The 25,707-nt window shown below is 48.8% G+C and carries 19 protein-coding genes and 1 pseudogene; 9 read left to right on the top strand and 11 right to left on the bottom strand.

Translation table 11 applies throughout. The features are described from left to right. Nucleotides 1-398: 398 nt before the first annotated feature. On the bottom strand, nucleotides 399-830 hold the full coding sequence (locus tag H6F94_RS25055) for a winged helix-turn-helix transcriptional regulator (protein ID WP_190805015.1): 432 nt from the start codon (nucleotides 828-830) through the stop codon (nucleotides 399-401). Between the two features lie 119 nt (nucleotides 831-949). Between H6F94_RS25055 and H6F94_RS25050 the strand changes: the two genes are divergently transcribed. From H6F94_RS25050 to H6F94_RS25040, 3 genes are all read left to right on the top strand, one after another. Next, nucleotides 950-1,594, top strand: coding sequence for an NAD(P)H-dependent oxidoreductase (locus H6F94_RS25050; RefSeq protein WP_190805014.1), 645 nt, complete (start codon nucleotides 950-952; stop codon nucleotides 1,592-1,594). Between the two features lie 440 nt (nucleotides 1,595-2,034). Then, on the top strand, nucleotides 2,035-2,424 hold the full coding sequence (locus H6F94_RS25045) for a nuclear transport factor 2 family protein (RefSeq protein WP_190805013.1): 390 nt from the start codon (nucleotides 2,035-2,037) through the stop codon (nucleotides 2,422-2,424). A gap of 385 nt (nucleotides 2,425-2,809) precedes the next feature. Further along, on the top strand, nucleotides 2,810-3,274 hold the full coding sequence (locus H6F94_RS25040; RefSeq protein WP_190805012.1) for a hypothetical protein: 465 nt from the start codon (nucleotides 2,810-2,812) through the stop codon (nucleotides 3,272-3,274). A 559-nt stretch (nucleotides 3,275-3,833) separates the two neighbouring features. On the opposite strand, the gene H6F94_RS25035 is transcribed toward H6F94_RS25040, so the two are convergent. Further along, nucleotides 3,834-4,226: a response regulator gene (locus tag H6F94_RS25035; protein WP_190805011.1), complete on the bottom strand. Its 393-nt coding sequence runs from the start codon at nucleotides 4,224-4,226 to the stop codon at nucleotides 3,834-3,836. 355 nt (nucleotides 4,227-4,581) lie between these two features. Here H6F94_RS25035 and H6F94_RS25030 point away from each other — a divergent pair, with 355 nt between their 5' ends. Beyond that, nucleotides 4,582-4,728 (top strand): hypothetical protein, encoded by a 147-nt coding sequence (locus tag H6F94_RS25030; protein WP_190805010.1) that lies wholly within the window; start codon nucleotides 4,582-4,584, stop codon nucleotides 4,726-4,728. 238 nt (nucleotides 4,729-4,966) lie between these two features. Here the strand turns inward: H6F94_RS25030 and H6F94_RS25025 are convergent, their stop codons facing one another. The 7 genes and pseudogenes from H6F94_RS25025 to H6F94_RS32620 all read right to left on the bottom strand — a co-directional run. Next, nucleotides 4,967-8,773 (bottom strand): GAF domain-containing protein, encoded by a 3,807-nt coding sequence (locus H6F94_RS25025; protein ID WP_190805009.1) that lies wholly within the window; start codon nucleotides 8,771-8,773, stop codon nucleotides 4,967-4,969. Nucleotides 8,774-8,838: 65 nt separating this feature from the next. Next, on the bottom strand, nucleotides 8,839-14,193 hold the full coding sequence (locus H6F94_RS25020; protein ID WP_190805008.1) for a PAS domain S-box protein: 5,355 nt from the start codon (nucleotides 14,191-14,193) through the stop codon (nucleotides 8,839-8,841). Next, nucleotides 14,190-14,456, bottom strand: a complete 267-nt coding sequence (locus tag H6F94_RS25015) for a helix-turn-helix domain-containing protein (protein WP_190805007.1) — start codon at nucleotides 14,454-14,456, stop codon at nucleotides 14,190-14,192. The genes H6F94_RS25020 and H6F94_RS25015 overlap by 4 nt, the downstream gene beginning before the upstream one ends. 541 nt (nucleotides 14,457-14,997) lie before the next feature. Further along, nucleotides 14,998-15,375, bottom strand: a complete 378-nt coding sequence (locus H6F94_RS33655; RefSeq protein WP_396426459.1) for a helix-turn-helix domain-containing protein — start codon at nucleotides 15,373-15,375, stop codon at nucleotides 14,998-15,000. Between the two features lie 237 nt (nucleotides 15,376-15,612). Beyond that, entirely contained in the window at nucleotides 15,613-15,915 is a 303-nt protein-coding gene (locus tag H6F94_RS25005; RefSeq protein ID WP_190805005.1) for a carboxypeptidase-like regulatory domain-containing protein, read from the bottom strand. Nucleotides 15,916-16,025: 110 nt separating this feature from the next. After that, a complete protein-coding gene (locus tag H6F94_RS25000) occupies nucleotides 16,026-17,390 on the bottom strand; it encodes a trypsin-like serine peptidase (protein WP_199320655.1) in 1,365 nt (454 codons plus the stop codon). Nucleotides 17,391-17,915: 525 nt separating this feature from the next. Continuing rightward, nucleotides 17,916-18,143 (bottom strand): annotated as a pseudogene (locus tag H6F94_RS32620) (IS1 family transposase); the annotation flags it as partial. Between the two features lie 44 nt (nucleotides 18,144-18,187). Between H6F94_RS32620 and H6F94_RS24990 the strand changes: the two are divergent. After that, nucleotides 18,188-18,628, top strand: coding sequence for an ATP-binding protein (locus H6F94_RS24990; protein WP_190805004.1), 441 nt, complete (start codon nucleotides 18,188-18,190; stop codon nucleotides 18,626-18,628). A gap of 423 nt (nucleotides 18,629-19,051) precedes the next feature. Next, the gene (locus H6F94_RS24985) at nucleotides 19,052-21,520 is read left to right on the top strand and encodes a beta strand repeat-containing protein (protein WP_190805003.1); all 2,469 of its coding nucleotides are present in this window, start codon (nucleotides 19,052-19,054) and stop codon (nucleotides 21,518-21,520) included. Between the two features lie 114 nt (nucleotides 21,521-21,634). On the opposite strand, the gene H6F94_RS33650 is transcribed toward H6F94_RS24985, so the two are convergent. Next, the gene (locus H6F94_RS33650) at nucleotides 21,635-21,820 is read right to left on the bottom strand and encodes an IS1 family transposase (RefSeq protein ID WP_396426458.1); all 186 of its coding nucleotides are present in this window, start codon (nucleotides 21,818-21,820) and stop codon (nucleotides 21,635-21,637) included. Between the two features lie 729 nt (nucleotides 21,821-22,549). Here H6F94_RS33650 and H6F94_RS24975 point away from each other — a divergent pair. Both H6F94_RS24975 and H6F94_RS24970 read left to right on the top strand, forming a co-directional pair. Beyond that, a complete protein-coding gene (locus H6F94_RS24975; protein WP_190805001.1) occupies nucleotides 22,550-23,398 on the top strand; it encodes a thermonuclease family protein in 849 nt (282 codons plus the stop codon). Nucleotides 23,399-23,820: 422 nt separating this feature from the next. After that, on the top strand, nucleotides 23,821-24,093 hold the full coding sequence (locus tag H6F94_RS24970; RefSeq protein WP_190805000.1) for a hypothetical protein: 273 nt from the start codon (nucleotides 23,821-23,823) through the stop codon (nucleotides 24,091-24,093). 232 nt (nucleotides 24,094-24,325) lie between these two features. On the opposite strand, the gene H6F94_RS24965 is transcribed toward H6F94_RS24970, so the two are convergent. After that, nucleotides 24,326-24,874, bottom strand: coding sequence for a PadR family transcriptional regulator (locus H6F94_RS24965; protein WP_190804999.1), 549 nt, complete (start codon nucleotides 24,872-24,874; stop codon nucleotides 24,326-24,328). A 111-nt stretch (nucleotides 24,875-24,985) separates the two neighbouring features. Here H6F94_RS24965 and H6F94_RS24960 point away from each other — a divergent pair. Next, a partial coding sequence (locus tag H6F94_RS24960; RefSeq protein ID WP_190804998.1) for an SDR family NAD(P)-dependent oxidoreductase occupies nucleotides 24,986-25,707 on the top strand: 722 nt, incomplete at its 3' end.

Here is a 25,707-nt window from a genome sequence, read left to right as displayed (position 1 = left end):
GATTACCACTGACAAACAACGTCTCTCTGCCAAACCGAATAGATAGAAATGCTTCAGACCAAAGCGCGATGCCGAAAATCACGAACGACAAATTGAGCGGCTTTTTTCTTGGAGCATATGAGCTATATTCTTCTATCCGACTATGTTAATCATTAATGTTATAACCGTTATGTTAACTATCAGCTCATGAGCCGAGTCACTGAACCCCAAAATAAGCAAGAGCTTTTAGAAGAATGTCTAGCTGCTGCAATCGAGCTAGGAGTAATAATGCCAGTGTCACAAGAGATTCCTGAAGCACTATTGGCAGCGTTGTAATATGTCTGCTTCAACTCCACGGATAGGATTTCTAAAAGTTTTTGCGACACAATCGATTTCGTGGAGGCGATCGTCCAGTTCATTTAATCAATATTCTGATTTTGAGATTGGTGAGCTTTAATCGTATCAAGATTGTCCTCAGCCCATTGAGCTAAGACAGCCAATGGTTGCACTAAAGTTAGCCCCAACTCGGTTAATTGATACTCAACGCGAGGCGGAACTTCTGCATACGCCGTACGGTTGATTAGTCCCACAGATTCTAGCTTCCGCAGCCGTTTTGTCAATTCTTTTTGAGTGATCGGTGCAACAAGACGATGCAGTTGACGGAAGCGAAGCACTCTTTGCTGGTGTAGGTAGTAAATAATCTGCACCGTCCATTTATGTGCGATTAAATCAAGTACTTCGCTTGTTGGACAAGCTATCGTTGAATGACGATTGTCACAGGTATCCCAGGCATCAATTCCAGTTATGTCGCGATTGGCGATCGCCGTTGGCTGAAAGTCCTGTGCTTGCATAAAGGTATCCCTTTGGTAAGTATCTGTCTGAAAACTGCCTACTTGTGAACCTTATTGCATAGCTGTAAGAATTGGAGTACATCAACGCCATTGTGCATGAAAAGGAATCAGTGAAGGAAATGCATACTCTGATCATCTTTGCACACCCTGTTGAGGGAACCTTTCCTCATGCTGTTTTACAAGCTTTTGTCAGGGGCATTGAAGATAACCCTGGAACCACAGCTGAGATTGTTGATCTGCATCAAGAGGGGTTTGACCCTCGATTTACCCAAGCCGATCACGCTCACTTTTGGGGTGAACCTCTGCCAACTGAGATAGCAGTAGAACACGCTCGTGTCGATCGATCAGATGCACTAGTCTTCATCTTTCCAGTTTACTGGTGGGGGATGCCTGCCCTGATGAAAGGTTGGCTTGATCGCGTCCTTACTGGAGGCTGGGCCTGGTCTGTTGATCCCCAAGCAACCAGCCGAGGGTTGCTGAAAAATCGCCCAACCCTGATTCTTGCTACAGGTGGCTCAAGGAAAGCAACCTATGAAAAGTATGGCTACGACAATGCTATGAAGGCGCAGCTTGAGGTGGGTACCTTTGCTTATTGCGGACTCACAGATGTTGAGAGCCATTACTTTCTTGATGTGGAGGGTGAAGCAAATGCAGAGCGTCGCCATCTCTACTTGAAAACCGCAGAAAACCTAGGACGAGCATTTACCAGTCCCGATCGGACGAGTAAATGTATCCATCAAGGATCAGTGCGGCTTTCAGGTTGAGATTTCCTGTTATACAACAGCCTTATCAATACATCCAGAAACACATACCTATAAAGTAAGCAATTCGGAAAGAAGTCTTCTTTCACGGTAGAGACTTCACCAAATTCCTTGGTTATGCTCAAGCTGTCCCAGTTGGAAACATAGTGAATTTTGGAAGCGCACAGTACGACGTTTATTGATGTCATCAAAGAATCCATCTTTACAACCGATATGGATCGTTTTAAAGCTGAGTAATGCCCGAACGGGCAGAGTTCTACCAGGGGCATACACTGCCTACTTCGTCCGCTGGGCTGCAAGTATCCAGATTAGCATTTCCAGAGCTTTTGGTTGAGATTAAAGCAATCGTTCTACTACGAGAGTGTCCCAGACAGGACAAATTTGCAATATCGATTGTGTTGCTGCGGACAGTGTTGATCTATAGATAGGAATGACAAGGGACAATGAGCAACTTTGAGACTGTTCAAGAACTTTACCGTGCCTTTCGCGAAAAGGACTACGATGCTTTCCTGCACATTTGCACCGATGATCTTGAATGGATTCAGAACAAGGGGTTTCCAGATGGTACTACTCGCAAAGGTGTTACTGAGGTGATTGAAGGGGTCTTTAAAGCTAACGATAGTAAATGGGAAGGGTTTGCCTATCAAATCGAACAGTTTCTTGATGCAGGTGATTCGATCGTTGTCCTTGGGCAATATGTCGGACATCACCGTGTTTCGAGCAAATTAATGTCTGCATCTGCTGCACACATTTACGATTTACGCGCCGGGAAAATTTGTCGCTTTCGCATGTATGCGGACACAAAAACAATCTGGGATGCAATAATATCTTGATGATATAAGCAGAGCAGGGTCTTTGGAATTTTCGATTGGCTTTGACGACGAGTAATCTCGTCGGAGCCACAAGCCCATAAATGAGAGCTACAACGGTTCGATTGAGACCCGTGCGCCTGCTGCTTGAGGATGCTTAGGAGTGTTGGAATGAGACCCCCATTTCAGCCTACAGCCGCCCCACAGCCTGCTTACTGCTAAGCACTAGTGAACAGGGAACAGAGATGGGTTGGGAAACCAGTAGCAAATCAGCCCCTGCCGAGCTTGCTTTTCCAACGTTTGTCAGGACTTGTCTAAAATCCTCTAGTCAAACTGTTGACACTCAAACAATTAGGGTCTACATTAAAGACATCGAGAGTTCGAGCCCAAACAGTCTGAGGTAAAGGAAATGAAAACCACTCTTCGCAACGCTGCTCTAGCCACCCTCTTCACCCTTGGTCTAGCTTCTACTGCTCAAGCCGCCATCCCTGAGAAGATTCGCGAGCACTTCGAGACCGCCGCCATTTCCACTCAAGTGCGAGACCACCTGCTGACCGCTGACGGCTCTGTTGGTATTGAAGACCAGCGCCTTCAGTTCACAATCGGAGCAATTCCGACTGACGTGCGGAACCACATGCTGACTGCTGAGATTCCCCAACAACTGCGGGACCGCCTTCTGACCGCCTCTGCTGGTGTGATCAGCCCCTCTGACAGCCAATACGACGTGCGCAACCTGCAAGCCGCAATTCCTGACAAGTTACGGGAACGGTTTGAGACTGCTGCGATTCCGACCCAAGTCCGAGACCACCTGCTGACGGCTTCAGCAAGTCCTGAAGACAACGGTTACTACACGGGTCCGATTCAGCAAGCCTAGGCATCATTGATAGGCAATCGCCATCGCCGCGTCTGCCACGACCTTGACGATTTCCTCAGACATCTAAGCCCCTGCCACAACGGTAGGGGTTTCCTTGTAGGAACGGGGAACGCTGGGATGAGCGAGACATTTAGTTGGCTCCTTTCGGCTCTCCGAGGCATTGCGGGGAGCTTTTTATTGGGAATTCCGCTGGTCAAGGCATAGAATGCACATTCTTCCGGAGTAATATAGGCAGTCTTTCAGTATTATGCCACTAGCTTCATCAAGGCTTTTACAAGCTATTGAAGGGTGCTTCTATTGCACCTAATGTTTTGTTTGTTCAATTGCTTCACGAATTTTTGCACAAATTGGAAAGGGAGCTAAAAACCTCGAGAGTGCCGGGCTTGATAAGTCCTGAGGTAGCACCCATAAGTTGCGCTTTATGATGGTTCCTAGTATTTTGCCAAAAGGAGCCAGGGTTAATGTATCCTCTATAAGGAACTTTGTCTTTCCCCTAGCAGCACAGCTAGGGGGTTCTTAATTGCACCTTTACAAGAATTAACGCTTTGCTGGAGAGTGGTCAGTATTTAATGGCATCAGGTATACCCAAATAGCGTGTGGTGATTTCCTCTATGTCGTCCAGTATGTAGGGCTTGCTCACATAGGCGTCAAAGCCAGCGGCAAGTATACGGTCTCTATCTCCCACCATTGCCATTGCTGTAACCGCGACTACTGGAATAGTAGAGGTTTTCGAATCCGCCTTGAGCTGTCGCACAACCTCCAACCCATCTATTTCCGGAATGGCAATATCAAGCAGAATTAGGTCTAGTGGCTGCTGCTGAGCTAGCTCTAGGGCTATAGCGCCGTTAGCAGCAATAACGTAGGAGAATCCTAAGCTTTCCAAGATGAATGCGAGCAGCTGTTGGTTGTCCTCCTGATCTTCAACCAACAATATGAGCGGGCGCTCCTCCACTAATTGCTACTCCTGCGAGGGGAGAACTGTCTTGAAATCACCTGGTTTGCCTCCCTAAGGGTAAATGCTTAACCTCTGATGGGTGATTGTTCCTGATTCTTTGGTCTTTTGCAAGCCTAGCGAGGTTTGCCTGCTTCCTGTGCGTCTCGCCCTAGAGGTGGATGCTTAAGGCGAAGATGCCTCTCATTTTATAGGTGAGGGTATCAAGTGGAAAGGCTGGTTACAGGTGGAATTGACAGAAGCGGTTGGATCCAGAAAAACGTTGGAGAGAAGCTATAAAGAAAAGGGGGTGCAACCAGAACTGGTCAGGCTGCTTCAATCTGAATACAGTGAGGTCAGCCAGGAGATCCAAGACATGCATCAGGAGCTTCTGCACGCCCGGGAGGAATTGGTGGACCTGCGTTTAGAGCTTCAACAGACCCGTAAGGAACTTCAGGCAGCTCGGCAAGAATATAGCAAAATGCTGAAGAGACTGAGCGATTCCCGCAGCCACCACAATTGATTGTCGAGACGTCAGCCACTGCCGTTCCACTTTTTCACTCTGCCTACAACTTCATCAGCCTTGGTCCTGTTCTAGGTTTTACAGACGGCGCTCGTGGCTCCGGCTAAGTTCAAGCACCTGAATCTGAGCATTCTGCTCACGCAGACCAGATCTAAACTCACCTGCAGGGTCTCTGAGTCTACAGGGGCGACACGGCTTTAGTCACCAGGTTTGTAGTGCTCAGATTAGCTTGCTACAGTCACCGATTAATCAGAGCTGTAATGTTAGTAATTAGTACAGAAGGCTCTACAGGTTTAGAAATATGCTTCTGAAATCCTGCTTGCAAGGCTTGTTGTTGGTTGAAGTCTCCAGCGTAGGCTGTCAGTGCAATGGCTGGAATTTTCTTAGCTTCTGCTTCTAAAGCCCGCACCTGTTTCATCAGCATGTAACCATCCATCTCTGGCATCCCGATGTCACTGATTAGCAGATCAAAGTTTGTCTGCTCAAACGTTTGGAGTGCTTCGGCTACAGAGGTAACTTCAGCGACGATTGCTCCAGCCTGTTCCAGTACAAAAACCAGCAATTCACGAGCATCCGTTTCATCATCCACAACCAAAATTCGAACACCTTGTAAAGGATTCGCCCTGGAGGCGAGAGACTGAAGATTATCTTTTTCATCCTTCACGTTTTTGACCTTACCCGGGAGTAGCGGTAGTCTGACTGTGAACGTTGTGCCCTGTCCTTCACCAGCGCTGTCGACCTGAACTGTACCGCCATGCAGTTCAACCAGTTGCCGCACGATCGCTAATCCTAACCCTAAGCCACCAAACTCACGGGTGGTTTTACTATCGGCTTGGCGAAAGCGCTCAAAGATATAAGGAAGAAATTCTGGTGTAATGCCCTTTCCGGTATCACTAACTTGAATCTGCGCTTGAGAATCAATCTGCTCTAAGGTAATTTGCACTTGTCCACCCCGTGGTGTGAACTTGACAGCATTGGAGAGTAGATTCCAAACAACTTGCTGTAAGCGATCGGCATCCCCTGAGACGCACCCCACAGTTGGGTTTAGTTGGGTTTGAATCTGAATTGCCTTCGCTTCTGCTGCCAGACGCACTGTTTCCATTGCGGCTTCAAGGGTGGGCTTTAGATCTACGGGAGCCACATTGAGACTGAGTTTGCCCCGCAGAATTCGGGAGACATCCAATAAATCTTCAATCAGTTGAGTTTGCAATTTGGCGTTGCGCTCGATCGTTTGCAAACCACGAGTCAAGGTAGCATTATCGTGCTTCTGGTTTTGCAGGAGCTTTGACCAGCCCAAGATGGGGTTGAGCGGCGTGCGCAACTCATGGGACAGCACCGCTAAAAATTCATCCTTCACCCGGTTGGCCTGTTCTGCCTCGGCTCTTGCATTGCGTTCTGCCTCATAGGATTGGGCCCGGGAAATTGCCTGAGCGCACTGGCGGCTAAGGGCAAGAATAAACTCGCGCTCATCCTGGCTCAGTTGCTTGAACTCCTTAAAACTGAGCAGCATGCCGCCCACAGATTTGCCTTCCACAACTAAAGGAAGCGACATCCAGGAGTCGAAATCGTATCGGCTGTAGATATGAGCGAGATGAGGATAGCAAGCAATTCGGTTTGCCAATGTTTCCATCCACTGAGGCTCCCCCGTTCGGACAGCTTCTGCCAGTGGGACATCAACATTGATCGAAAACCTGCGCCAAGACTCTACTAGGTCTGCTTGATAACCGATCGATTTGACAATTTCTAGTTCCGTCCTATCTGCACTCACTAAAACCACTAGGGCAGCCGTAGCCTCTAAAGCTGCCATGCTCTGTTCCACGATTACACCTGCAACTTGCTTAGGGGTAAGGGATTCTGAAAGGGCAGCTGTCACTGTTTGTAAACGAGCCGTGCGCTCAGCGGCTGTTTCGGCAGCTTGCTTTGCCTGTTGAGCCATGTGATAGAGGCGGGCATTGTCAATGGCGACCGCAGCACAACGTGCCAGCTCCTCAGCCAAATCCAGGTTAACCAAGCTGTAGTGACGATTAGATTCCGAAAAGACAAAGGAGATACTGCCTAGCACTCGTCCCCGTGCCTTTAAAGGAGCCACAATGCAAGACTTTAAGCCTAACCCTCGTAGGATTTGTAAGTATCCAGGATCTGGAACAGATGCCACTAACTGCTCATCGGTAATTTCAGGGACAATTTCACTCTGCCCGGTTTGCATCACCTTCGAGATCCCATCCCCGTCACTCAGATGCCTGGGATAGCGTTGAGCAACTTCCCACCCCAGCTTCACTTTTTCGGGGTCCGAATGCCCCACAGCAACCCGACTGATGCTGCAATCATCATTGAGCAAATCTACAGAGCACCAGTCTGCAAAATAGGGAACGGCTAAATTGGCAACGCTTTGCAGGGTTTGCTCATACTCCAGTGAAGAAGCCAGCACAGAACTGACCTCTGCCAAAAAGGCTGCCTGTTGCTGGGATACTTCAGCCATGGCCCGAGCAGCTTGCTCGCGCACCAATTGCGCCCGTTCCTCCTCAGCCCGTTTGCGTTCGGTGATGTCATGCATCACGATGACTGCGCCCTGTTTTTTGCCCTGAGCATCAAGGATCGTCTGTCCACTTGCGAGCAGAGTTTGCGCTGTGCCCTGCTTGGGAACAATCACCATCTCAACGTTGTCAACCGTCTCTCCCTGTAATGCTCGAAACAGGGGGATCTCCTCCTTCGGCATTCGTGTTTTACCATCAGGCAGATATAGGTCATAGTGGGTTGCCCACTGCTCTGTGGGTGGCGGTTGCTCCGGTAATCCATGAAATTCTCGTGCCGCTTGGTTGAATAGAGTTAAGGTTCCTTCAGCGTTACAGGCGACAATCCCTGCTTGCACGTTATCTAGCAATACCTTCAGCGTCTCCTGTTCTCTTTGTAGGGTGACTTCGGTTTGCTGGCGTTCAGCAATTTCTAAGTGAAGGAGTTCGTTTGCTCGGGATAATTCAGCCGTTCGTTGTTGCACCAGACGCTCCAACTCATGCTGCGCTTGTTGCCGTGCGGCTTCAGTTTGCTGGCGCTCTAGTTCGGTGGCAATCCGCAGGGCAAAGATGGTCAGTAAAGACTCTGCAAGCTGGATATTTTCTAAGGGTTTGCCATCCATGACCCCCAACAAACCGAGGGGTGTACCTATTGAGTCAAAAAACGGAATCGCTACATAGCTTTCCACATTCAGAGGCTCTAGCAGTGGTGCATTGGGAAATTGCGCCTGGACTCCCTTGGGATAAGAACACAGTTTTCGGTTTTGGATGATCTCCCGACACGGAGTATCCTGCAATAGGTATTCAAAGTTGTCGATGATTTGCCCTTTAGCACAGGCGGCAATCGTTCTAATCGACTCTTGATGGTCCCCGCTCACCAAACCAATGTATGTGTAGTCAACTCCTAAGGTTTGGGTGAAGTGTTGCACTAGGGCAGAAAAAAAGGCTTCACCTATTGCTGCAGCAACACCTTGGGTTACCTGTAGTAAAGCTCTATCAATCTGAGCAACTCTGCGGGCTGCCAATCGTAGCTCTAGTTCATCCACCACCATTGCTGCAAGATCTGACAAAACTTCCTGTTGCTCATCGGTCAGCGCATCGCGTGGTTTTGTATCAAGCAGACAAAGGGTGCCCAGATTAAAGCCATCTCGGGTCAGCAATGGTGCACCTGCATAAAATCGTAGACCTGGTTCATTTTGCACAAATGGGTTACAGGTGAGGCGATAGTCTTGGCGGGTATCGGGAATGACTAAAACCTCACTGGACAACAGCGCTAAGCTGCAAATGGTGGCATCCCGCTGCACTTCTTTTAGGTCAATGCCATAAGCCGATTTGAACCAACCGCGCGACTCATCAATCAGGGAAACTAGGGCGATTGGCATTCCAAACAGACGGGCAGCTAAGGCGGTGATGCGGTCGAATGCTGCTTCGGGTGGTGTGTCGAGAATGTTGTAGCGATAAAGTGCTGCTAACCGTTCGCTTTCGTTGAGGGGCACGGGTATGGTCAAGGGATTTTGAGGCAGCACGTCAGACATATCAATTGGTAGGGCAGTGGCTACAGTGGGCTTGGAAATGGAGTGGTAGATGGTTAATGGAAGCTTTACCCAGTACCCTGAATCAGATTAGTGACTGCCCTAACCAGTTCGTCTGGTTCCACAGGCTTGGCAATATGCATCTGAAACCCTGATGCAATCGCTTGCTGCTGATTAAAATCTCCCGCGTAGGCAGTCAGAGCGATCGCTGGGAGTTGCCCTCCCTGTTCTAATGGCAAGGCTCTGACCTGCTGCATCAGTGTGTAACCATCTATTTCCGGCATGCCAATGTCGCTTAATAGGATGTCTGGTTGCAACCGAGTTAATGCTGCAAATGCTTCCCCTGCCGAACTGGCTGTAACCACATTTGCCCCAGCCTGCTCCAATACAAAAGCAACGAACTCTCGTGAATCCGTTTCATCATCCACCACTAAAACTTGAATACCGGCCAAATCAAGGGGTAATTTGGATGATTCGTAGTCTCGGCTTCCGGTTAACTGAATGGGCATGAGTGGCAGTCTGACGGTAAAGGTCGCTCCCAACCCTTCCCCTTGGCTCTCTGCCCAAACTGTACCCCCATGCAATTCGACCAAGTGACGCACGATTGCCAGTCCTAATCCCAAGCCGCCAAACTTGCGCGTGGTCTTCCCATCTTCCTGCTGAAAGTAGTCAAACACATGGGGTAGGAAGTCAGAGTGAATGCCCTTACCCGTGTCACTAACAGTAATCTGAGCCTCGTTGCTAACTTGCTCTAAGCGCACTGCAACTTGCCCGTTGGCTGGAGTGAATTTAACTGCATTGGAAAGTAGATTCCACATCACTTGCTGTAAGCGGGTTGAATCTCCCAAAACTTGTACTTCTTGCGGCGCAAAGTTGGCCTCGACCTTGATTGACTTGGCCTCTGCTGCTAAACGCACCGTTTCGATTGCGGCTTTGATGGTCGATGCCAAATTAACCGAGCTAACGTTCAGGTTGAGTTTCCCTTGCAGAATGCGAGAAACATCCAGGAGGTCTTCAATCAGTTCAGATTGCAGCTTGGCATTTCGCTCAATGGTTTTTAAGGCATACTTTGTTTTTGCCTCATCAAGCTTGTTGTCCTGGAGCAACTTTGACCAGCCGAGAATCGGATTCAGGGGCGAACGCAACTCATGCGACAGCACCGCTAAGAACTCATCCTTGATGCGGTTTGACCTCTCAGCTTGTTCACGGGCAGCTTGTTCACGAGCAAGAAGTTGTTCGCGTTCGGCTTCTGCTCGTTTACGATCATCGACATCAACCGTGCTACCAATGACACGAGTGGGACTGCCATTCGCAGCTCGCGAAACGACAATTCCGTGGTCCACAACATGGATATACTGATTGTCTTTATTGAGAACTCGGTACTCGGCGGTGTAGCGATCTCTGGTTGCTAAGACGACTGCTGCCTCAGCCTGCACACGCGGCAAATCCTCTGGATGCACTCGCTCACACCACCAAGCTCCAGTGGGTTCGGCTTCCTCGAAGATATAACCCAGGATTCGAGTTAAACCTTCAGTTCGTTCAACGAAATCCTGCTCAATATCCCAGTCATAAATCAGGCAATTAACAGCTGCTGCCGCATACTCGAAGCGTTCATTAGCATAACGCAATGCCTCTTCTGCACATTTGCGCTCGCTAATGTCAACAACGGAACCGACATAGCCTTTGAATTGACCATCTCCTCCAAACCAGGGGCTAGCAGCATCGATTGCCCAAATGTACTCGCCGTCTTTGCGCCGTAAGCGATACTCTAGACGGAAAGCCTCCTTACGCTCATTTGCTGCTAAGAATGTACGCTCAGCATGCTCACGATCGTCTGGATGGGTGAGATCTAACCACCCAAAGCCTAGACCTGATTCTTCGGTCTGCCCTGTAAAGTCGTACCAGCTTTGGCTGAGGTAGGTGCAGCAGCCGGTAGGATCTGTCACCCAGACCATGAAGGGGGCATTATCTGCCATGTTGCGGAACTGCTCTTCACTCCGGCGCAAGGCTTCTTCTGCCTGTTTGCGCTGGGTAATCACCTCGGAAAAGATGATGATGCCACCGATCTGGTTGGTGCTTGTGTACCAGGGGCGAATCTCCCAATGTATCCAGTCAAATCCACTGGCATGGGAGAATGGAGCTTCGCTGCACTCCTCCACCGCTCCTGCTAAACAGCGTTGATGAACGTCTTTCCATTGCTGCGGCATATTCGGGAACACATCGTAGTGTGATCGACCGATGATATTCTGCCCGCTGAAACCATAACTTGTAAGCCAGCGATTGCTGACGTAGAGGTAGCGCATATCTTGATCAAACATGGCAACTTCTACTGGAACATGCTGCACAAAAAGCTGCAACTGCTCTCTTTGCTGCCGTACAATTTCCTGTGCCTGCTGCTGCTCTGTGATGTCCTGAAAAATGAGCAGGATTTGGTTGACGCTGCCGTCGTCACCATAAAGTGGTGCTGCTGAAATATTGACAATGACAGCTGAGCCATCCCGTTTTTTACGGTAGGTTTCGACGCCAAAAAAGGTTTCTCCCTTGGCAACCGCTTCCCGCACCTGTTGACACTCCTCTCGTTTCTCTTCCGGAACGATAGGGATGGGCAAACCTAAAACCTCCGCTTCACTCCAGCCAAATAGCTGCTCAGCTGCAGGGTTCCAGAGCTGCACAATACAGGCAGGTTGGATGACAACGATCGCTAAAGGCGATGCTTCGATCAGCGTTCTTAGAGTTTGGTTGGTTTGTTGGAGATTCTCTTCAATTTGCTTACGATCCGTGATATCAGCAACAAAAACCGTTAGTGCATTGGGAGAAGGGTAGACACGATTCTCAAACCAACGATTCCAAGTGGGATAGAAATACTCAAACTGAACTGCGGTTTGTTCTGCCATTGACTGCTGAAAATTCACATAAGCTTCAGTGCCAACTAGATCAGGAAATAACTCCCAAATATTCTTGCCTAGCACCTCACTGCGTGGCATTCCGATAATTTCGCAGTTGCGATCATTGGTGTAGGTGTAACACCAGTTGTGATCGAGGACCAAGAAACCATCATTAATGCTCGACAGAATCGTTTCTACACTCTGTTGGGCAACTTCTGCTTCTAGCCGTAGCGCCTGCTCTTGTTGGGTTGTTTCTCGTCGTAAGGAAGCAAGCTTCAAGCTTGCTTCCACTCTTGCCAACAACTCACGAGCAGAAAAGGGTTTGATCAAATAATCGTCGGCTCCAGCTGTCAATCCTTCGATCCGAGCTTCCTCACCTGCACGAGCAGAAAGCAGAATAATAGGAATGTCCCTGGTTGACGGCTGATTGCGTAGTTCACGCAACAAACCAAAGCCGTCCAGTTGGGGCATCATCACGTCTGTCAGAATGAGGTCGGGGCGTTGCTGTTGAGCTGCTGCTAAAGCCGCAGCACCATCTCCAACTGCTTCTACTTGATACTGTTGGCTCAACAGACGTTTTACATAGCCCCGCATGTCAACATTGTCGTCTGCCAAGAGAATACGGGCAGAAGGCAAAGAACGGGGAGAATTGTTTTTGGGATCAGGTCCTAGTGCTTCACTCTGCACTTCCAATTCCCCACTCCTACCTTCTGGAAACCAGCGCAGCACTTCTTCAAGATAAGAAGCCACGCCAGTTGGTGTAGAAGCAAGGGTTGGAGTTGCACTAATGCGCTCCGGCGGAAGATGTTCAGTTCCGGTTGCAATAGACACGGTAAAGCAGGTGCCCTGGCCTACAACGCTCGTAACCTTAATCTCACCGCCGTGCAGTTTGACTAATTCCTGTACAAGGGATAGACCAATACCAGATCCCTCGTAGATGCGTCCGCGTGCTCCAGGTACTCGGTGAAACCGTTTAAATAGATGGGGAATCTCATCTACTGAAATACCCGTGCCTGTATCTTTTACCACTAGTTCAACCTGAGCTTCCGCCCAGTGTAATGCCACGGTGATTTCACCCTCAAAGGTAAATTTGAAGGCATTAGAGAGAAGATTCAACACGATCTTCTCCCACATTTCCCGGTCAATATAGACAGGCTCTGCGAGGGGAGGACAGTTCACCACCAGCTGCATACCTGCCCGCTCGATTGCAGAGCGAAATACACTGGCGAGCTCTTCAGTAAATCTGCCTAAATCAGTCGGCTCGTAAACTGCCTGGCTACGCCCAGCTTCAATGCGAGAGAAATCAAGCAGGGTATTAACCAGCTTCAGTAGACGCAATGAATTGCGGTGCACCGTTTGTAGCTGTTCTCGCTCATTAGTTGTCAGAAATTCTAAGTGCTGGCTCAACAAGTCTTCTAACGGCCCCAGCATTAAGGTGAGTGGGGTGCGGAATTCATGGCTGACATTGCTAAAGAAAACTGTTTTGGCACGATCCAGTTCTGCCAGAGCGTCGGCTCGCTTTCGCTCCTCTTCATAAGCAGAGGCATCGGCAATCGCTGTTGCCACATGGCTGGTCACCAAGTCAAAAAAGCCTCGATATTTATCATCAAATTCGCGTCGAGGGCTAATGCCGAGTACCAGGAATCCGGCTAACTGTTGTTTTTGCCCCGATTGAGCAATGGGTAGAACAATCGCGCTGCGGGCGGGTTCCTGCCAAGTGCCACCCGGCAACCCTCCGAATCGGGTCGTTAAGTCGTTGATCAACACCGCTTCGGCTGTTTTCTGGACTTGAGATAGTTCCCAGTGATCAGTGTCCTGAGTTAAATCAACCTGTGCAGGACTGGCGGATGTTTCAGCTTTGATACCCGTGGTTCCAACCAGGCGGGCATGTTTCCCTTCATCCTCAATCAAGTACAGAAGTGCAAAGGGAATGTCGTAAGGATTACTGGTCAGCGTTTCACAGGCAATGCGACAGGTCTCTTTAACTGCCTTTACCTCTGCGGTCTTTGCTGCCAGTTCTCGTAGGCTACGGAGCTGTCGCTCCCCAATGACTCGCTGGGTTGTTTCAGTAACTGCCGTAAACGCGCCTCCTATCGCTCCTGTTTCTAAGAAGATAGGGCTATAAGAATAGGTGAAGTATGCTTCTTCTGTATAACCAAAGCGGTCCACCAGCAGCAACATATCCTCTGACCAGGTTGCTTCGCCTGTCTCAAGGACACTGTTAAGCTGTGCACCAATGATGTCCCAGATCTCCGCCCAAACCTGCTGACCAGGCTTTCCCAATGAGTTAGGGTGTTTGCTTCCCAGGATCGGTCGCCAAGCATCGTTGTAAAGCAACACCAATTCCTTCCCCCACCAAATCACCATTGGAAAGCGGGAGTTGAGGCAAATGCTGAGGGCAGTTCGTAGGCTGGGAGACCAGGTTTCAATTAGACCCAACGGAGTTTTTGACCAGTCCAGCGAACCCATCAACGCCGCCATTTCGCCGCCCCCAACAAAAAAGTCTCTAGCGATCGCCCTTGGTTGCGCTGAGGTCATGATTTTGGCTCACCTTCTGGAAAATACTTGGTGCGCAGGGCTTCACCGCGCTCGCCCAACTGCTTCAGTAAGGTGTCAATCTGCTGAAGTGCCAGAGGGGAGGGAATCGCGTGTCCATTCTCCCAACGATTAATGCTAGGAAAAGTCATTCCGATGGCATCGGCAAACTTCTCCTGAGATAGGTTCATCGCTTGCCTCAGTTCTCGAACAAGCTTGCCGATCTTGGGTTGTTCTGCATTTAGCCGTTTTACCTTAAGGGTCATTGCGACGACAGGTATAAAGAGCTTTATATCTACCACTTTTGGCTAGATATGACGGGACGTCTATCTCTCTAGAGATAGACGTTATCCATTCACAGCGGTGGGCCGAGCAAGATTAAGCTTTTCTACCGAGTTTTACGATAACTTCTTGCCTGTTATAGCAACCAAACAGCTTTGGCTAAATCCTAGCGAAAGCTGTTTGGTTGCTATAGCTTATACGCCTACAAAACTACAGATAAATAATAGAGGGATTGCAAAATAGTAGGAAATTGTTGAGTGGAGCTTTAAAACGCATTGGTTCAAATTGATCTACCTTGCCAACTTCAGGTGGTAGTTCCACAAGCTGCAGGCAATCAACTTCTTGTGAGGAATGACCACTTGTAACTGGGGGTAGTGGTCGCATATCCCTTGAAAGCCTAAGCCCACCCACAGGTAAACCTCATCCGCAAGACAATGACCTAAGCCTGAGTACCTAAACACTTGGTAGTCGTGCCGCTTCCCGCTTCTGTTGCGCTCAGCATCAGCACCTTTTGCCCATCCCTGATCACCAGGTTCTTCTTCGTGTATCACTTCTTGTTGCCTGAATAGTTGACCTGTTGTCGGTCTTGATGCTTGGGGTGCTGGATAGGGCATTCTGTGCCATCCACCGCCTATCTTTGACTTCTGGGAGCAGCTGCACGAACTCCGCAACGCTCCTAATCTTACGCTGAGGCAGTACCAGTTCTTGGCCTAAGGCTTGTTCGAGGATGGGCAGCAGTTGATGCTGCCAGCGATGGCATTGAGAACGGTTGACGCCTAAGAAAAAGCCAGCCAAGTTGAAGGTGAGATAGCCCTTGAGGTAGAACAAGCTGAAGAAGAGTTTGCCATTGGCGTCAGCGAGGGTGTGCTTGCATCCTGCCCCCTGGCGCTCGTTGACGCTGATGGTCTGGAGAGAGACGAGCTGCTTATAGGCAGGTTTCGAAGCGAGGCAGCAAGTGTTGGCACTCGGTGGGTGAGAGTTCAGTGAGAGCCTTCATCAAGAGGTTCGAGGACAAGGCTCTGTCGAGGTCAATCATGGAGTTGGGGCATCCTACCACGACTACTCAGATTTCACTCTACTTACTTACTCCTATTCCGCAATAGGTTTATTGTGCTTGCAGCTCCAACCTGTCCTACTTTCTTATATCTCATCGACCACATTAGCCTCTTCGTCAACGATATCTGTTTCCAACCAGATGTCAACAAAAGCAGTCTTCCAAGCAACAATGCGAACCGGGATGTCATCGCTTATCCTATTACTGGAATAAGCTCTAATCACGTAGTTGCCTGGTTGAAGCCCGCTGAAAACAAAGATCCCATCCCACCCCGTAACTGCAGCAATATCTGGGTGGTTTGGACCAGCCACAATCACGATGTTGACATCTTCCATCGGAACATCATTAGCATTCCTAACCCGTCCTTTGATAGCTCCTGTAAAACTCATGTGATGTACTCCTAGGATTAGTAACAAGCTCTAACGTTTGCATTTAACCAGGAAAGGAAGCCGAAGAGCAGCAAGTACCCTCGGCTCCCCTCTACTGCTAGCCGTTAGACTTAGGGCTTACTACCCTCCGCGCGCCAGCGCTTGAGATTATCGAACACTGGCTTCGTGATCCGAGTGGCCGAGTTGCCAGTCCGTGCCCCGTTCGTGTGGATACCGACAGCGATCCGTTGGCCATTCGTTCCCTGACCCCGAATCCAGACAGGCGAGCCGCTCTGCCCTCCCACGGTGTCGGTGAGATACTCGATCACGCGAGTGCGAACTGCTTTGGCTTTACTGCCGTGGAACCACAGGGTCCCAGCCGGTTTGTCCCCGGGGTACCCTGCCAGGTTGAGCCGCTTGTTCAGCAAGATTTTGTTGGGGTAGTTGGCAAAGCCGAAAGCACCGATTTCCACAGGAACCGCTGCGTTTTTCGGCAGCTGAATCACTCCGTAGTCATGGTTCCTCGATTTCTTCTCCGTCCAACCTCTCACGGAGCTGAAGGATGTCGCTGTGTACGACTTAAAAGGTGCTTCTGTGCCATTACGCCCCGGCGTAACGGTGATCTGACGTGCCCAGCCACCCTGATTGTGAATAAAGACACAGTGCCCAGCCGTTACGATGGTGCGCGGACCAATAAAGAAGCCTGTGCCGAGCAAGGAGCTGCCAGTAGCGCTTTGAATCTTCAAATGGCAGATTTTGTTCCACGGAGCTGCCTTAGTGTTGGGGATGCGAATTCGATCGTCCCGACCAATTACAACCTCCAGCGCTTCTAGTTGCTGTTCAAGCACGGTGAGTGCAGTTTCATCGAGTTCTACTAAGTCATCCGACTCAATGTCGGACTCCTGACGCTTCATCCGCTTCATGGGTTTAATGCCCAATTTGCTGAATTGCGCTAGGAGCTTCCGAAGCCTAGGGTTGAGACTGCCAGCCCCCTGTTTGACTACAGCAGCTGCCAAGGCTGGCAGAACGGCCTTCGCCAACGGCACTAAAGCTGCCCCAAAAGCTGGAAAGAATTCCTCAGCTTCCGTATCAGCATAGAAGGCTTCAATCAGAGGTTCGCCTTCCTCTATCGTCTCAATGAGTTGGCTTTCGTCCCAACCTTCTACTAACTCATACTGGGACTCGGTATCGTCAGTTTCATCTACTTCCCCACCTTTGCCTTTGGTACCAGGGGCACGGGAGACGGGGGGATTACTGACAGATTTGTGATCGTCTAATTCTGTCTCACTTAACTCCTCACCAGCACCAAGAGGCTCCGCTTCAGCAAGACCACTGCCGATAACCTCATCGATAACCTCATCGGCAACTTCATCGTTAGGACTCGAATCGTTACCAGTTCGAACTTCAGAGGATTGATTCGTAAAGCCATTACCTAATGAGGACTGCATGAAATTAGATTCATCGTCCAGTTGGGCGACTCTAAATTTAGTAGCCACGTTTGATCTCCTTTGTGAGGTGGATTTAACCGAACCGCCTTCACTCTATAAAGAAGCATTACTCCATGGCAGTACCCTATACGGGTACCTTCTTCTTTCCAAAGAATATGACTTGAGATTGAACGCCAGTAGAACCTAGGAATCTCTATCTCTCACTGATGGCTCAGCCACCCCGCTGGGGATTATGTTGGCATTTCGAAGCAAAGTACAACTTGCCGAGCCCTTTGAGATGTTGCCGCCTGCCCATTTCTCAGCATCTGCAAATTCTGTGCAGCGCAGGGCTCGTTAGTCGGCAGAAGTCGGGACGGCAGCGGCTCTATCGGCTCAATCCAGTTCCCCTAAAACAGGTATCTGAATGGGTTGCCTATAATTACAAAAACTTAGAAATTCCCTCTGCATTTCATTCCCTGAATTAGAATTGTTTAGTGGAATTTAGATGTTAAGGATAGCCATTTAGTTTGATGAGAATCTTGAGAAATAATTCTATTAGTAATTGATATTTTTCTGTTAAAAACTGAGGTAGTGCTAAAGAGGTAGCGATGAATTGTAGTGGTGGATGAAATACCAGATGGCACTGATGTGATTCTCCAGGGACTTAGAAAACGATAAGGCTTTCCGCACTAAATGAGATACTCGTTGTCTGAGTGTGTTGTTGGATCGCTCAATGTAGCGGGTCTTGCCGATCTCTTTGCCCACTACCCGATGTCGCTTGCTTCGAAAAATTGCCGCATAAGCCGCCCAGAAGTTAGGGTAGTCATCTAGTTTTGGGCAATGTTGCAGAAGAGAAAACCCTGGAAATGGACCGACAGCGTGTGGTACAGATGTTATTAAATTATCTGTCCAACGCGGTGAAATTTTCGCCTAAGAGGAGCACCATTACACTAAGTTCACGACGAGCGTCACTGCAAGAATTGGAAGTTCAGGCAATTCCTGAAACAATGGTCAAGCAAACTCCCTACTTCCTAGTGCTATCAGTTAGTGATACAGGTATTGGCATCCCTACTGAAAAACACCATTTGCTATTTCAAACCTTTCAGCAAGTTAATGGAGAAATAAGCCGCGTGTATGGTGGTACCGGCTTGGGATTGGCTTTAACCCGGTCATTAGCGGAGCTGCATGGAGGGGGTGTCTTGTTCACTTCAGTGCCGGGTCGAGGCAGTACATTCTTAGTTTGGTTGCCTCTGAAAACTGAGTTTTCTAACGAACAAGGAGGAAAGTTCGACCTCAATCCTCAATAGAATGCTGCCTGTCGGAGAAGAAGAGTTTGCCATTGACGTCAGCGAGGTTGTGCTTGCATCCTGCCCCTGGTGCTCGTTACGCCGATGGCTGGAAAGAGGCTAGCTGCTTGCAGGCAGCTCTCGAAGCGAGGCAGCAAGTGGAGAGTCCGCTGAGGGCTTCATCAAGCGGTTCGATGACAAAGCTCTGTCGAGGCCAGTCGTGGAGTTAAGGCACTCTACCTACCACGACTACTCAGATTTCAGTCTACTCACTTACTCCTATTCCGTAAAAGGTTTATTATTTTGATGCTGTATAGACCTAGACATTAACGCTGGGTCTATAGAAGTTTTAGGAAGGCGAATCGAATTAACTTGCAGTTTCTCTTCTAACTAAGCCCAAAGGAATTATCCTGTCTGTATCACTCCAGGGGCTGAGATAGCAAAATGAACCAGTGGTATTTGAGCGCATGGTTTTTGACTGGTAGCACCCTGAGTGCGTTGCTTTGCGCTCAATCAATCGCTGCACAAGTCGTGCCTGATAGCACGCTGTCTGCGAGAGAGCGATCACAGGTTTCAGGCAATCCCAATTTTCAGATTGATGGTGGGGCAAGGCGGGGGGGCAATCTGTTCCATAGCTTTCAGCAGTTTTCTGTTTCTACTGGCGGCTCTGCCTACTTCAACAATGCAGCCGATGTGCAAAACATTTTCAGCCGCGTCACAGGTAGAGCAATCTCAAATATTGACGGTTTGATTCGGGCAAATGGCACTGCCAATCTGTTTTTGCTCAACCCGAATGGCATTCTGTTTGGTCCCAATGCGTCGCTCAACATTGGCGGTTCCTTTATGGCCAGTACCGCTAACAGCATCAATTTTGCTGATAATTTTCAGTACAGCGCCACCAATCCCCAATCTGTACCACTCTTAACCATCAGTGTTCCTATTGGTTTGCAATTTGGACAGAATTCCAAAGGAATTCGTGTTGTTGGCGAGGGTCACAGTTTAACTGCTCAAGATCCAGTCTTCGCACCCCTGATCAGGGGCACAACACAGGGTCTACAGGTACCTTCTGGTAAGACGCTAGCCTTAGTTGGAGGTGATGTTGCCTTAGAAGGCGGTACTCTAATGGCAGAGGGCGGAAGGATTGAGTTAGGTAGCGTTGAGCAAGGTTACGTTAGCCTCAGTTCGGCGCCCTTCGGTTGGATTCTAGACTACAGGAATGTACCCTCTTTCAAGGATATTCAGCTATTCCAAGGGTCCTTAGTTGATGCTAGTGGCATGCCTCCTGGATCTATTTTCTTGCAAGGCAATTACATCTCATTACGGGATGGCTCAGTCATTTTGCTTCAAAATCAGAGCAGCCAATCAGGGGGAGAGATTCGTGTGAATGCATCAGAATCTCTGGAAGTGAGTGGAACTACTCCAAATGCAAGGATTACTAGCAACTTGATTAGCCAAACTTTGGGAAATGGTAACGGAGGGGGCATTACCATTTCAGCTGAAAGGGTGGCTGTCCGGGATGGAGGACAGATAATGGCTAACACTTTCAGTTCCGGGAATGGAGGGGATTTGACTTTAGATGCTTCTCAATCCGTTCGATTAATTGGAGTTTCACCCGTCAATCCTCTTGCTACCAGCAATATCGCAGCTGTCACTTATAATTCTGGAAATGCCGGAAACGTTACAGTGTCAACGAGACAGTTGACCATTCTGAATGGAGGAGTCTTCGTGTCCACAAGCTTTGGACCCTCTGGAACCGGCAACTCAGGAAATGTGACGGTAAACGCTTCTGAAATTGTAGAAGTAAGCGGAGTCGAACCAATCTTTCGTCAGCCCAGCATTTTGAGTGCTGGCGCTGGGAACGCTGGTGCCGGTGCTAGCTTGACAATCAACACGTCTAGATTAGTAGTGAGGAGTGGAGGAAGCGTTAATACTGCGACCTTAGCAGACGGTAGGGCTGGAAATTTGATTGTGAATGCCTCTTCCGTGGAAGTAAGCGGTCAAGTACGCGGTTCATTGAATAGACTTAGTTCTATAGGCTCCTTTGCCAGGCTTACAGATGTAATCCTTCAGCAGTTGTTTGGACTACCTCCAGTTCCAACTGGAGGCTCTGGAGACGTGACGATTAACACTGGAAGGTTGAGTGTTACAGATGGTGCTGTAATTGATGTGCGGAACGATGGACCGGGCAATGGCGGGACACTGAGGGTTAATGTGAACTCTATTGTTCTAGAAAGTCAAGGGAGCATCACTGCAGAAACCATCTCTGGTGAAGGTGGCAACATCAACCTCAACGTTCGAGATCTTTTGCTCCTGCGAAACAACAGTCAAATCACTGCCTCGGCTAGTGGCAGTGGAAATGGTGGCAACATCACGATTAATACGTCCTCACTTGTCGCCATTCCTAACGAAAATAGTGACATTCGTGCCAATTCTGTGAACGCTCGTGGCGGCAATGTCATTACTAGTGTGGCTGGCATGTTTGGCATTCAGTTTCGCTCCCAAGGCACTGCTTTGAGCGACATCACCGCTACAGGAGCTAACTCAGCCTTAAATGGCACTGTCCAACTCAACGTCGAAGCAACTAACCCCACTTCTGGCTTAGTCGAACTGCCCACGGCTGTGGTTGATGTATCTCGCCTGGTTGCGCAGGGCTGTCCTGCCAACCAGGGCAACTCTTTCACCATCACGGGTCGAGGTGGCTTACCTCCCACCCCTGAGCAACAGTTAGACGATAATGCCGAGTGGCAAGACCGGCGCAGGCTAACTGTTGCTCAACAGACCAATCCGGCTAGAGAAGTCAGAAGCCAAAGGTTGGATGGCAGCACTCAGACCCTACACCCAGCTAGTGACAGGCCCATCACCGAAGCAACGGGCTGGCAGGTGAGTCCGACTGGTGGTTGCTACTACCCCTGAGCCAACGGTGCAGAATCCATTGAGTCAGTCGGTGGTTTGCAAAAGCAGGCAGTAAACTGTCCAGAAGCCAGCGTAGGCAACAGCACATTGGTGGTAGACCGCAGGTAAAGCATTTCACAACTGACGGGCCGCCCTTTCATCGCCTGTGCCAATACAAACCCCAACGATCTTGCGGGTGTGCACGTCGAAAGCTAACCAGACCCATTGTTGATTGCCCTGGTTGTCCACGAACGACCACAACTCGTCACATTGCAGTATTAGTTTCCTTTTTTTGGGGGTGAGCTGAACTTGGCGAGCCACCTGATCCTATCTATGGTTGACGTAGGTTTGCAGTCATGGCTTATACCAATTCTCCAAAATTAAGCAACAGATGCTATAAGACTGGTAGTGAGTTCATCTATGGAGTATGACAGGGGTTTAAAAACTAGAAATTCAAGAGAGTGAGGATGACCTTAAGCAATTGCTGAGACACCAAAAACAGCATCTGGCAAAGAAAGGGTCCAATTGTTGCACTTGCTTAGAAGCCAGCCAGGAAAATCCGTTCCAGTAACAGCCGGTCAATAGCAATAGCCCCTGAACAGGTTGGTCAGTTAAAACGGTCAGAAATTGTTCTGGAAAAGTCAAGAAAGTCAAGGTAAAAGTGCGAGAGCTGGCTTATAACATCGCCTTGCTAAAACTGAAAGATGAGGTAGAGCGTGTTTCATCCTGCTTCGTTTCGTGTTCCCATCCACCTCTAGCTTTTGCGGTTAATCTACTGAATTGTCGGTCAGGAAGAGTACCCACAAGGGTACTGGTGAGATTAGGTTCCTTTATACATATTAGGAAAGTAATCAAGATAGACGCAAAACAGTACTGCCAAACCTTGAATCATCTACACTCCAAAACTTTGAGAAGTAGCTGCTTTAACGTGAAATTAACCAAGATTTTACGAAAAATCAAGGTATTTCAGTCAATGTAGCACTAGATTAGATGCGTTCCAGTTGTATCGCTGGTTGATCTATTGGACTTTTCAACATTAAGGACAAGATTATGCCGTTTGTGCTGATTCAAGGGACCTTTGAACCAATCACTGGAGAGCCTGATGGAGATTCAGTTCGGTTTCAGGCAGAGGATGATGAACTGTTTGATAAGTTAGAGGGGCGAATTGAATTTAAGAGCGGTGGACAAGTTCAGCTTCGCTACGAAGGCATCGATGCTCTTGAGAAAGCGGCGGTTCAACCATTCTCCTCAAACGCGACTGAACGGAATATTGAATTACTCGGGGGCAAGCGCCCCAACTTGCCCGGATATATCCTATCTAGCCATGCTGACGGTAATGGACGTCCTGTTTGCTTTGTCTTTACTGGCGATCCACCAGATTGGGACAACAATGGAAAAGGGGATGAACTTCAAGCCGACCTTCTGCGTCAAAGCGTCAACTACAGGTTGCTTCTAGAGGGGCATGTCTACCCAATGTTTTATGAAACCCTTTATAAGGAGTTGCGCGATGAAATGGTGTTTGCAACTAAGGAGGCACGAGCAGCCAAGCGAGAAATCTGGTCTGCTGATCGCTCAACCGATGGATTTCAAGTAGATATCCCTCCTGATCTTTCAGAGATACCACCTATCTTTCCTAAACTCTGGCGGCGGCTGCAATCGTTTTATCAACGTCGATCTAACCGCAATAAAGGAATTGAGGTATTTATTCGAGAATTATCGAGAGGAAAAGATCGGCTTTTCACCATTCCTGATCAACGTTCGATTAAGTTTTCCACCACGCTGGAAGTGGATGGAGACAAGATAACAATGTTGTATAGACCCGAGGAGATGGTGTTTGAGTCGGATGTCCGCTTAGAGCGTCTGGCTGCTAGTATCACTACGTCCTCTATCTTTGCATAAACATCTTTTTTCAACAGCCCCTAGCGTTCTGCCAGGGGCTAGTTTGTCGGTGCGAAGTTATAGAAATTGCTGCTCAAGACTGTTAGGTTTCAAATCGGCAGGGCAGATAGTCAGCAAAAAGCATGGATCTGAAGTGATTAAGTATACGACTCATTAACATACTCATAGCACCCTTATATAAAACACATTTTCACACAAGGGCGTTCTACTGAGATAACCTGAGCGCATCTGCGAAATCTTGCTGTAGATGTACTCGAATTGAGGGAGATTAACAGCAGCCTTGCTGTATAGTCGCTAGTATGGAGTTAAATCTACAGCAGAGCGTTTGTTGATCCACCTGAACCCCGGAGATCTACAGCTAAACTCTGTAAAATAAGTTGTTATATCGATTGAACTAAGTACGAGAAGTGCTAGTCAAGAAGATGCATTCAAACTTTCTGCGTTGTCCATTCAGGTTTGGCTGCATTACCTATGCAACCTCTGGCATTGGTGATGCAATGGCTAAGTACGTCATTGGCGAATATTCGCCGCAACGCATAACGGAACTGGTTAGTCACCAAGATTGCCAAGTCGTCGTGGGTGTTACTGATGTCCAATTCATTCATGCAAACGGTTTAGATATGGGAGATGACGCGCAGAAACGGAGACTTAGTCAAGCCCAATCTAGAATTCAAGAGTTAGTTGTCGGTTGGTAGTGCCAGCCAGCTAACGAGTTGTTGAAGCGGCAATTAGAACCTTCTCGCTTTGTTTCGGTGTTGTCTGTCGCCGCTCAACTTGGTCGTTAGGCTACTTCATAGTTGGGTCGGAGACAGTAGTTGAAAACTTATCTGTCAGTCCTCAGAGCCAGGTTTCCTGAGAGTCTCTTTTAGGAACGCCTTTCGAGATCTCCGATGAAGCGATCGCCCTTTTGTTCTGCTTTCTAAGCCTCTAACGATTTACAACCCGATCGATTGCCGCAAGTGATTCATCACACCATGCCACCCAGTCTTCTTGATAGCGAATCGCCCGACGCATGATCAGGTGCATATAGAGATCTTTGAGTTCGAGCGAATCTAGATGTTTGGCAAAATGTTCATCCATTTTTTTTAAATGTTGTGCCATTTCCCTGTGGAGTTTTTGGCGGCGCTTGATTTCGTGATAAACCACCTGATTTGGAACGAGATGTCCTGCTAATCCCATCACACCTAGATCCTCACGGATGACAGTGGGTTCTGTGGGTTGGGTTAACCAGTCGATCAGTGATTGGTGTCCTTCGGGAGTGATGGAATAAATTTTCTTATCCAAACGTCCAGCTTGGGGAATTGCCTCGTAGATGACGCAACCTTGTTGCTCTAGCTTGGCGAGTTCAGCGTACACCTGCTGTTGGCTCGCTTTCCAAAAACAACCTCCAAATCCTTCGGTAAATTCTTTGGCTACTTCATAGCCACTCAGAGGTTGATGCGATAAAAAAGCCAGGATTGTGTGCTTGAGAGCCATAACAGTAAGGGTTCAGCGATTCAGGACTGAATAATTCTTGACGAGTCCATGATCTAAGTGTACCTTGGTCGTTGTATTCAATTTTTTGAATAAAATGACCAGAGTATTTATATGGGGAATTTGCAAAATCGATTAAAAACCCGATATGGGTCTTGGGCTGTCGTCACAGGTGCATCATCTGGCATCGGGCGTGAGATGGCTGTGAGGTTGGCTGAGGCAGGGTTAAATCTCGTCTTAGTGGCGCGAAGCCAAGCTGTTCTAGAGCAGATGGCGAAGGATTTACGCGATCGCTATGGGACTGAGGTGCGCCTGGTAGTCAGGGGTTTGGCAGTGGAGATGAGCGTGGGCACCCTTGTGGCGCAGACCGACGATTTGGATGTGGGGTTACTGGTAGCGGCGGCAGGGTTTGGGACATCAGGAGCGTTTCTCAATTCCCGATTGGAACAAGAGATGGAGATGCTGGCTGTTAATTGTCGAGCGCTCTTGGGGCTAACTTGGCACTTCTCGCAGCGGTTTGCCCAGCAGCGGCGGGGCGGCATCGTGTTGATGAGTTCGCTCGTGGGGTTTCAAGGGATGCCATTTGCTGCCAACTATGCAGCGAGCAAAGCGTATGTGCAGACCTTAGCGGAAGCCCTGCATGTAGAACTTGCATCCAAGGGTGTTGATGTGATTGCCTCTGCACCAGGTCCCACTAACAGTGGTTTCGGCGATCGCGCGGGGATGAAGATGGGCAAGGTCTTGAGCGCAGGAGAAGTGGCTCAAGGAACTTTGAAAGCATTGGGTCGAAAGCCCACCGTGCTGCCAGGATTTCTATCAAAACTGCTGACCTACTC

Origin of the sequence: Leptolyngbya sp. FACHB-261 (assembly GCF_014696065.1) — a bacterium.
GTDB lineage: Bacteria > Cyanobacteriota > Cyanobacteriia > FACHB-261 > FACHB-261 > FACHB-261.
The sequence above is the reverse complement of the archived record's forward strand: the minus strand, read 5'-3'. Positions and strand labels throughout refer to the sequence as shown.

Excerpts from the sequence above, each read along its gene's own strand:
- H6F94_RS25045 (WP_190805013.1), top strand. The coding sequence starts at position 2,035 with ATGAGCAACTTTGAGACTGTTCAAGAACTTTACCGTGCCTTTCGCGAA.
- H6F94_RS24965 (WP_190804999.1), bottom strand. The coding sequence starts at position 24,874 with ATGGCTCTCAAGCACACAATCCTGGCTTTTTTATCGCATCAACCTCTG.
- H6F94_RS25005 (WP_190805005.1), bottom strand. The coding sequence starts at position 15,915 with ATGAGTTTTACAGGAGCTATCAAAGGACGGGTTAGGAATGCTAATGAT.
- H6F94_RS25015 (WP_190805007.1), bottom strand. The coding sequence starts at position 14,456 with ATGACCCTTAAGGTAAAACGGCTAAATGCAGAACAACCCAAGATCGGC.
- H6F94_RS24985 (WP_190805003.1), top strand. The coding sequence starts at position 19,052 with ATGAACCAGTGGTATTTGAGCGCATGGTTTTTGACTGGTAGCACCCTG.
- H6F94_RS25055 (WP_190805015.1), bottom strand. The coding sequence starts at position 830 with ATGCAAGCACAGGACTTTCAGCCAACGGCGATCGCCAATCGCGACATA.
- H6F94_RS25040 (WP_190805012.1), top strand. The coding sequence starts at position 2,810 with ATGAAAACCACTCTTCGCAACGCTGCTCTAGCCACCCTCTTCACCCTT.
- H6F94_RS24975 (WP_190805001.1), top strand. The coding sequence starts at position 22,550 with ATGCCGTTTGTGCTGATTCAAGGGACCTTTGAACCAATCACTGGAGAG.
- H6F94_RS25050 (WP_190805014.1), top strand. The coding sequence starts at position 950 with ATGCATACTCTGATCATCTTTGCACACCCTGTTGAGGGAACCTTTCCT.
- H6F94_RS24990 (WP_190805004.1), top strand. The coding sequence starts at position 18,188 with ATGGACCGACAGCGTGTGGTACAGATGTTATTAAATTATCTGTCCAAC.
- H6F94_RS25025 (WP_190805009.1), bottom strand. The coding sequence starts at position 8,773 with ATGTCTGACGTGCTGCCTCAAAATCCCTTGACCATACCCGTGCCCCTC.
- H6F94_RS25020 (WP_190805008.1), bottom strand. The coding sequence starts at position 14,193 with ATGACCTCAGCGCAACCAAGGGCGATCGCTAGAGACTTTTTTGTTGGG.
- H6F94_RS25030 (WP_190805010.1), top strand. The coding sequence starts at position 4,582 with ATGCATCAGGAGCTTCTGCACGCCCGGGAGGAATTGGTGGACCTGCGT.
- H6F94_RS24970 (WP_190805000.1), top strand. The coding sequence starts at position 23,821 with ATGCATTCAAACTTTCTGCGTTGTCCATTCAGGTTTGGCTGCATTACC.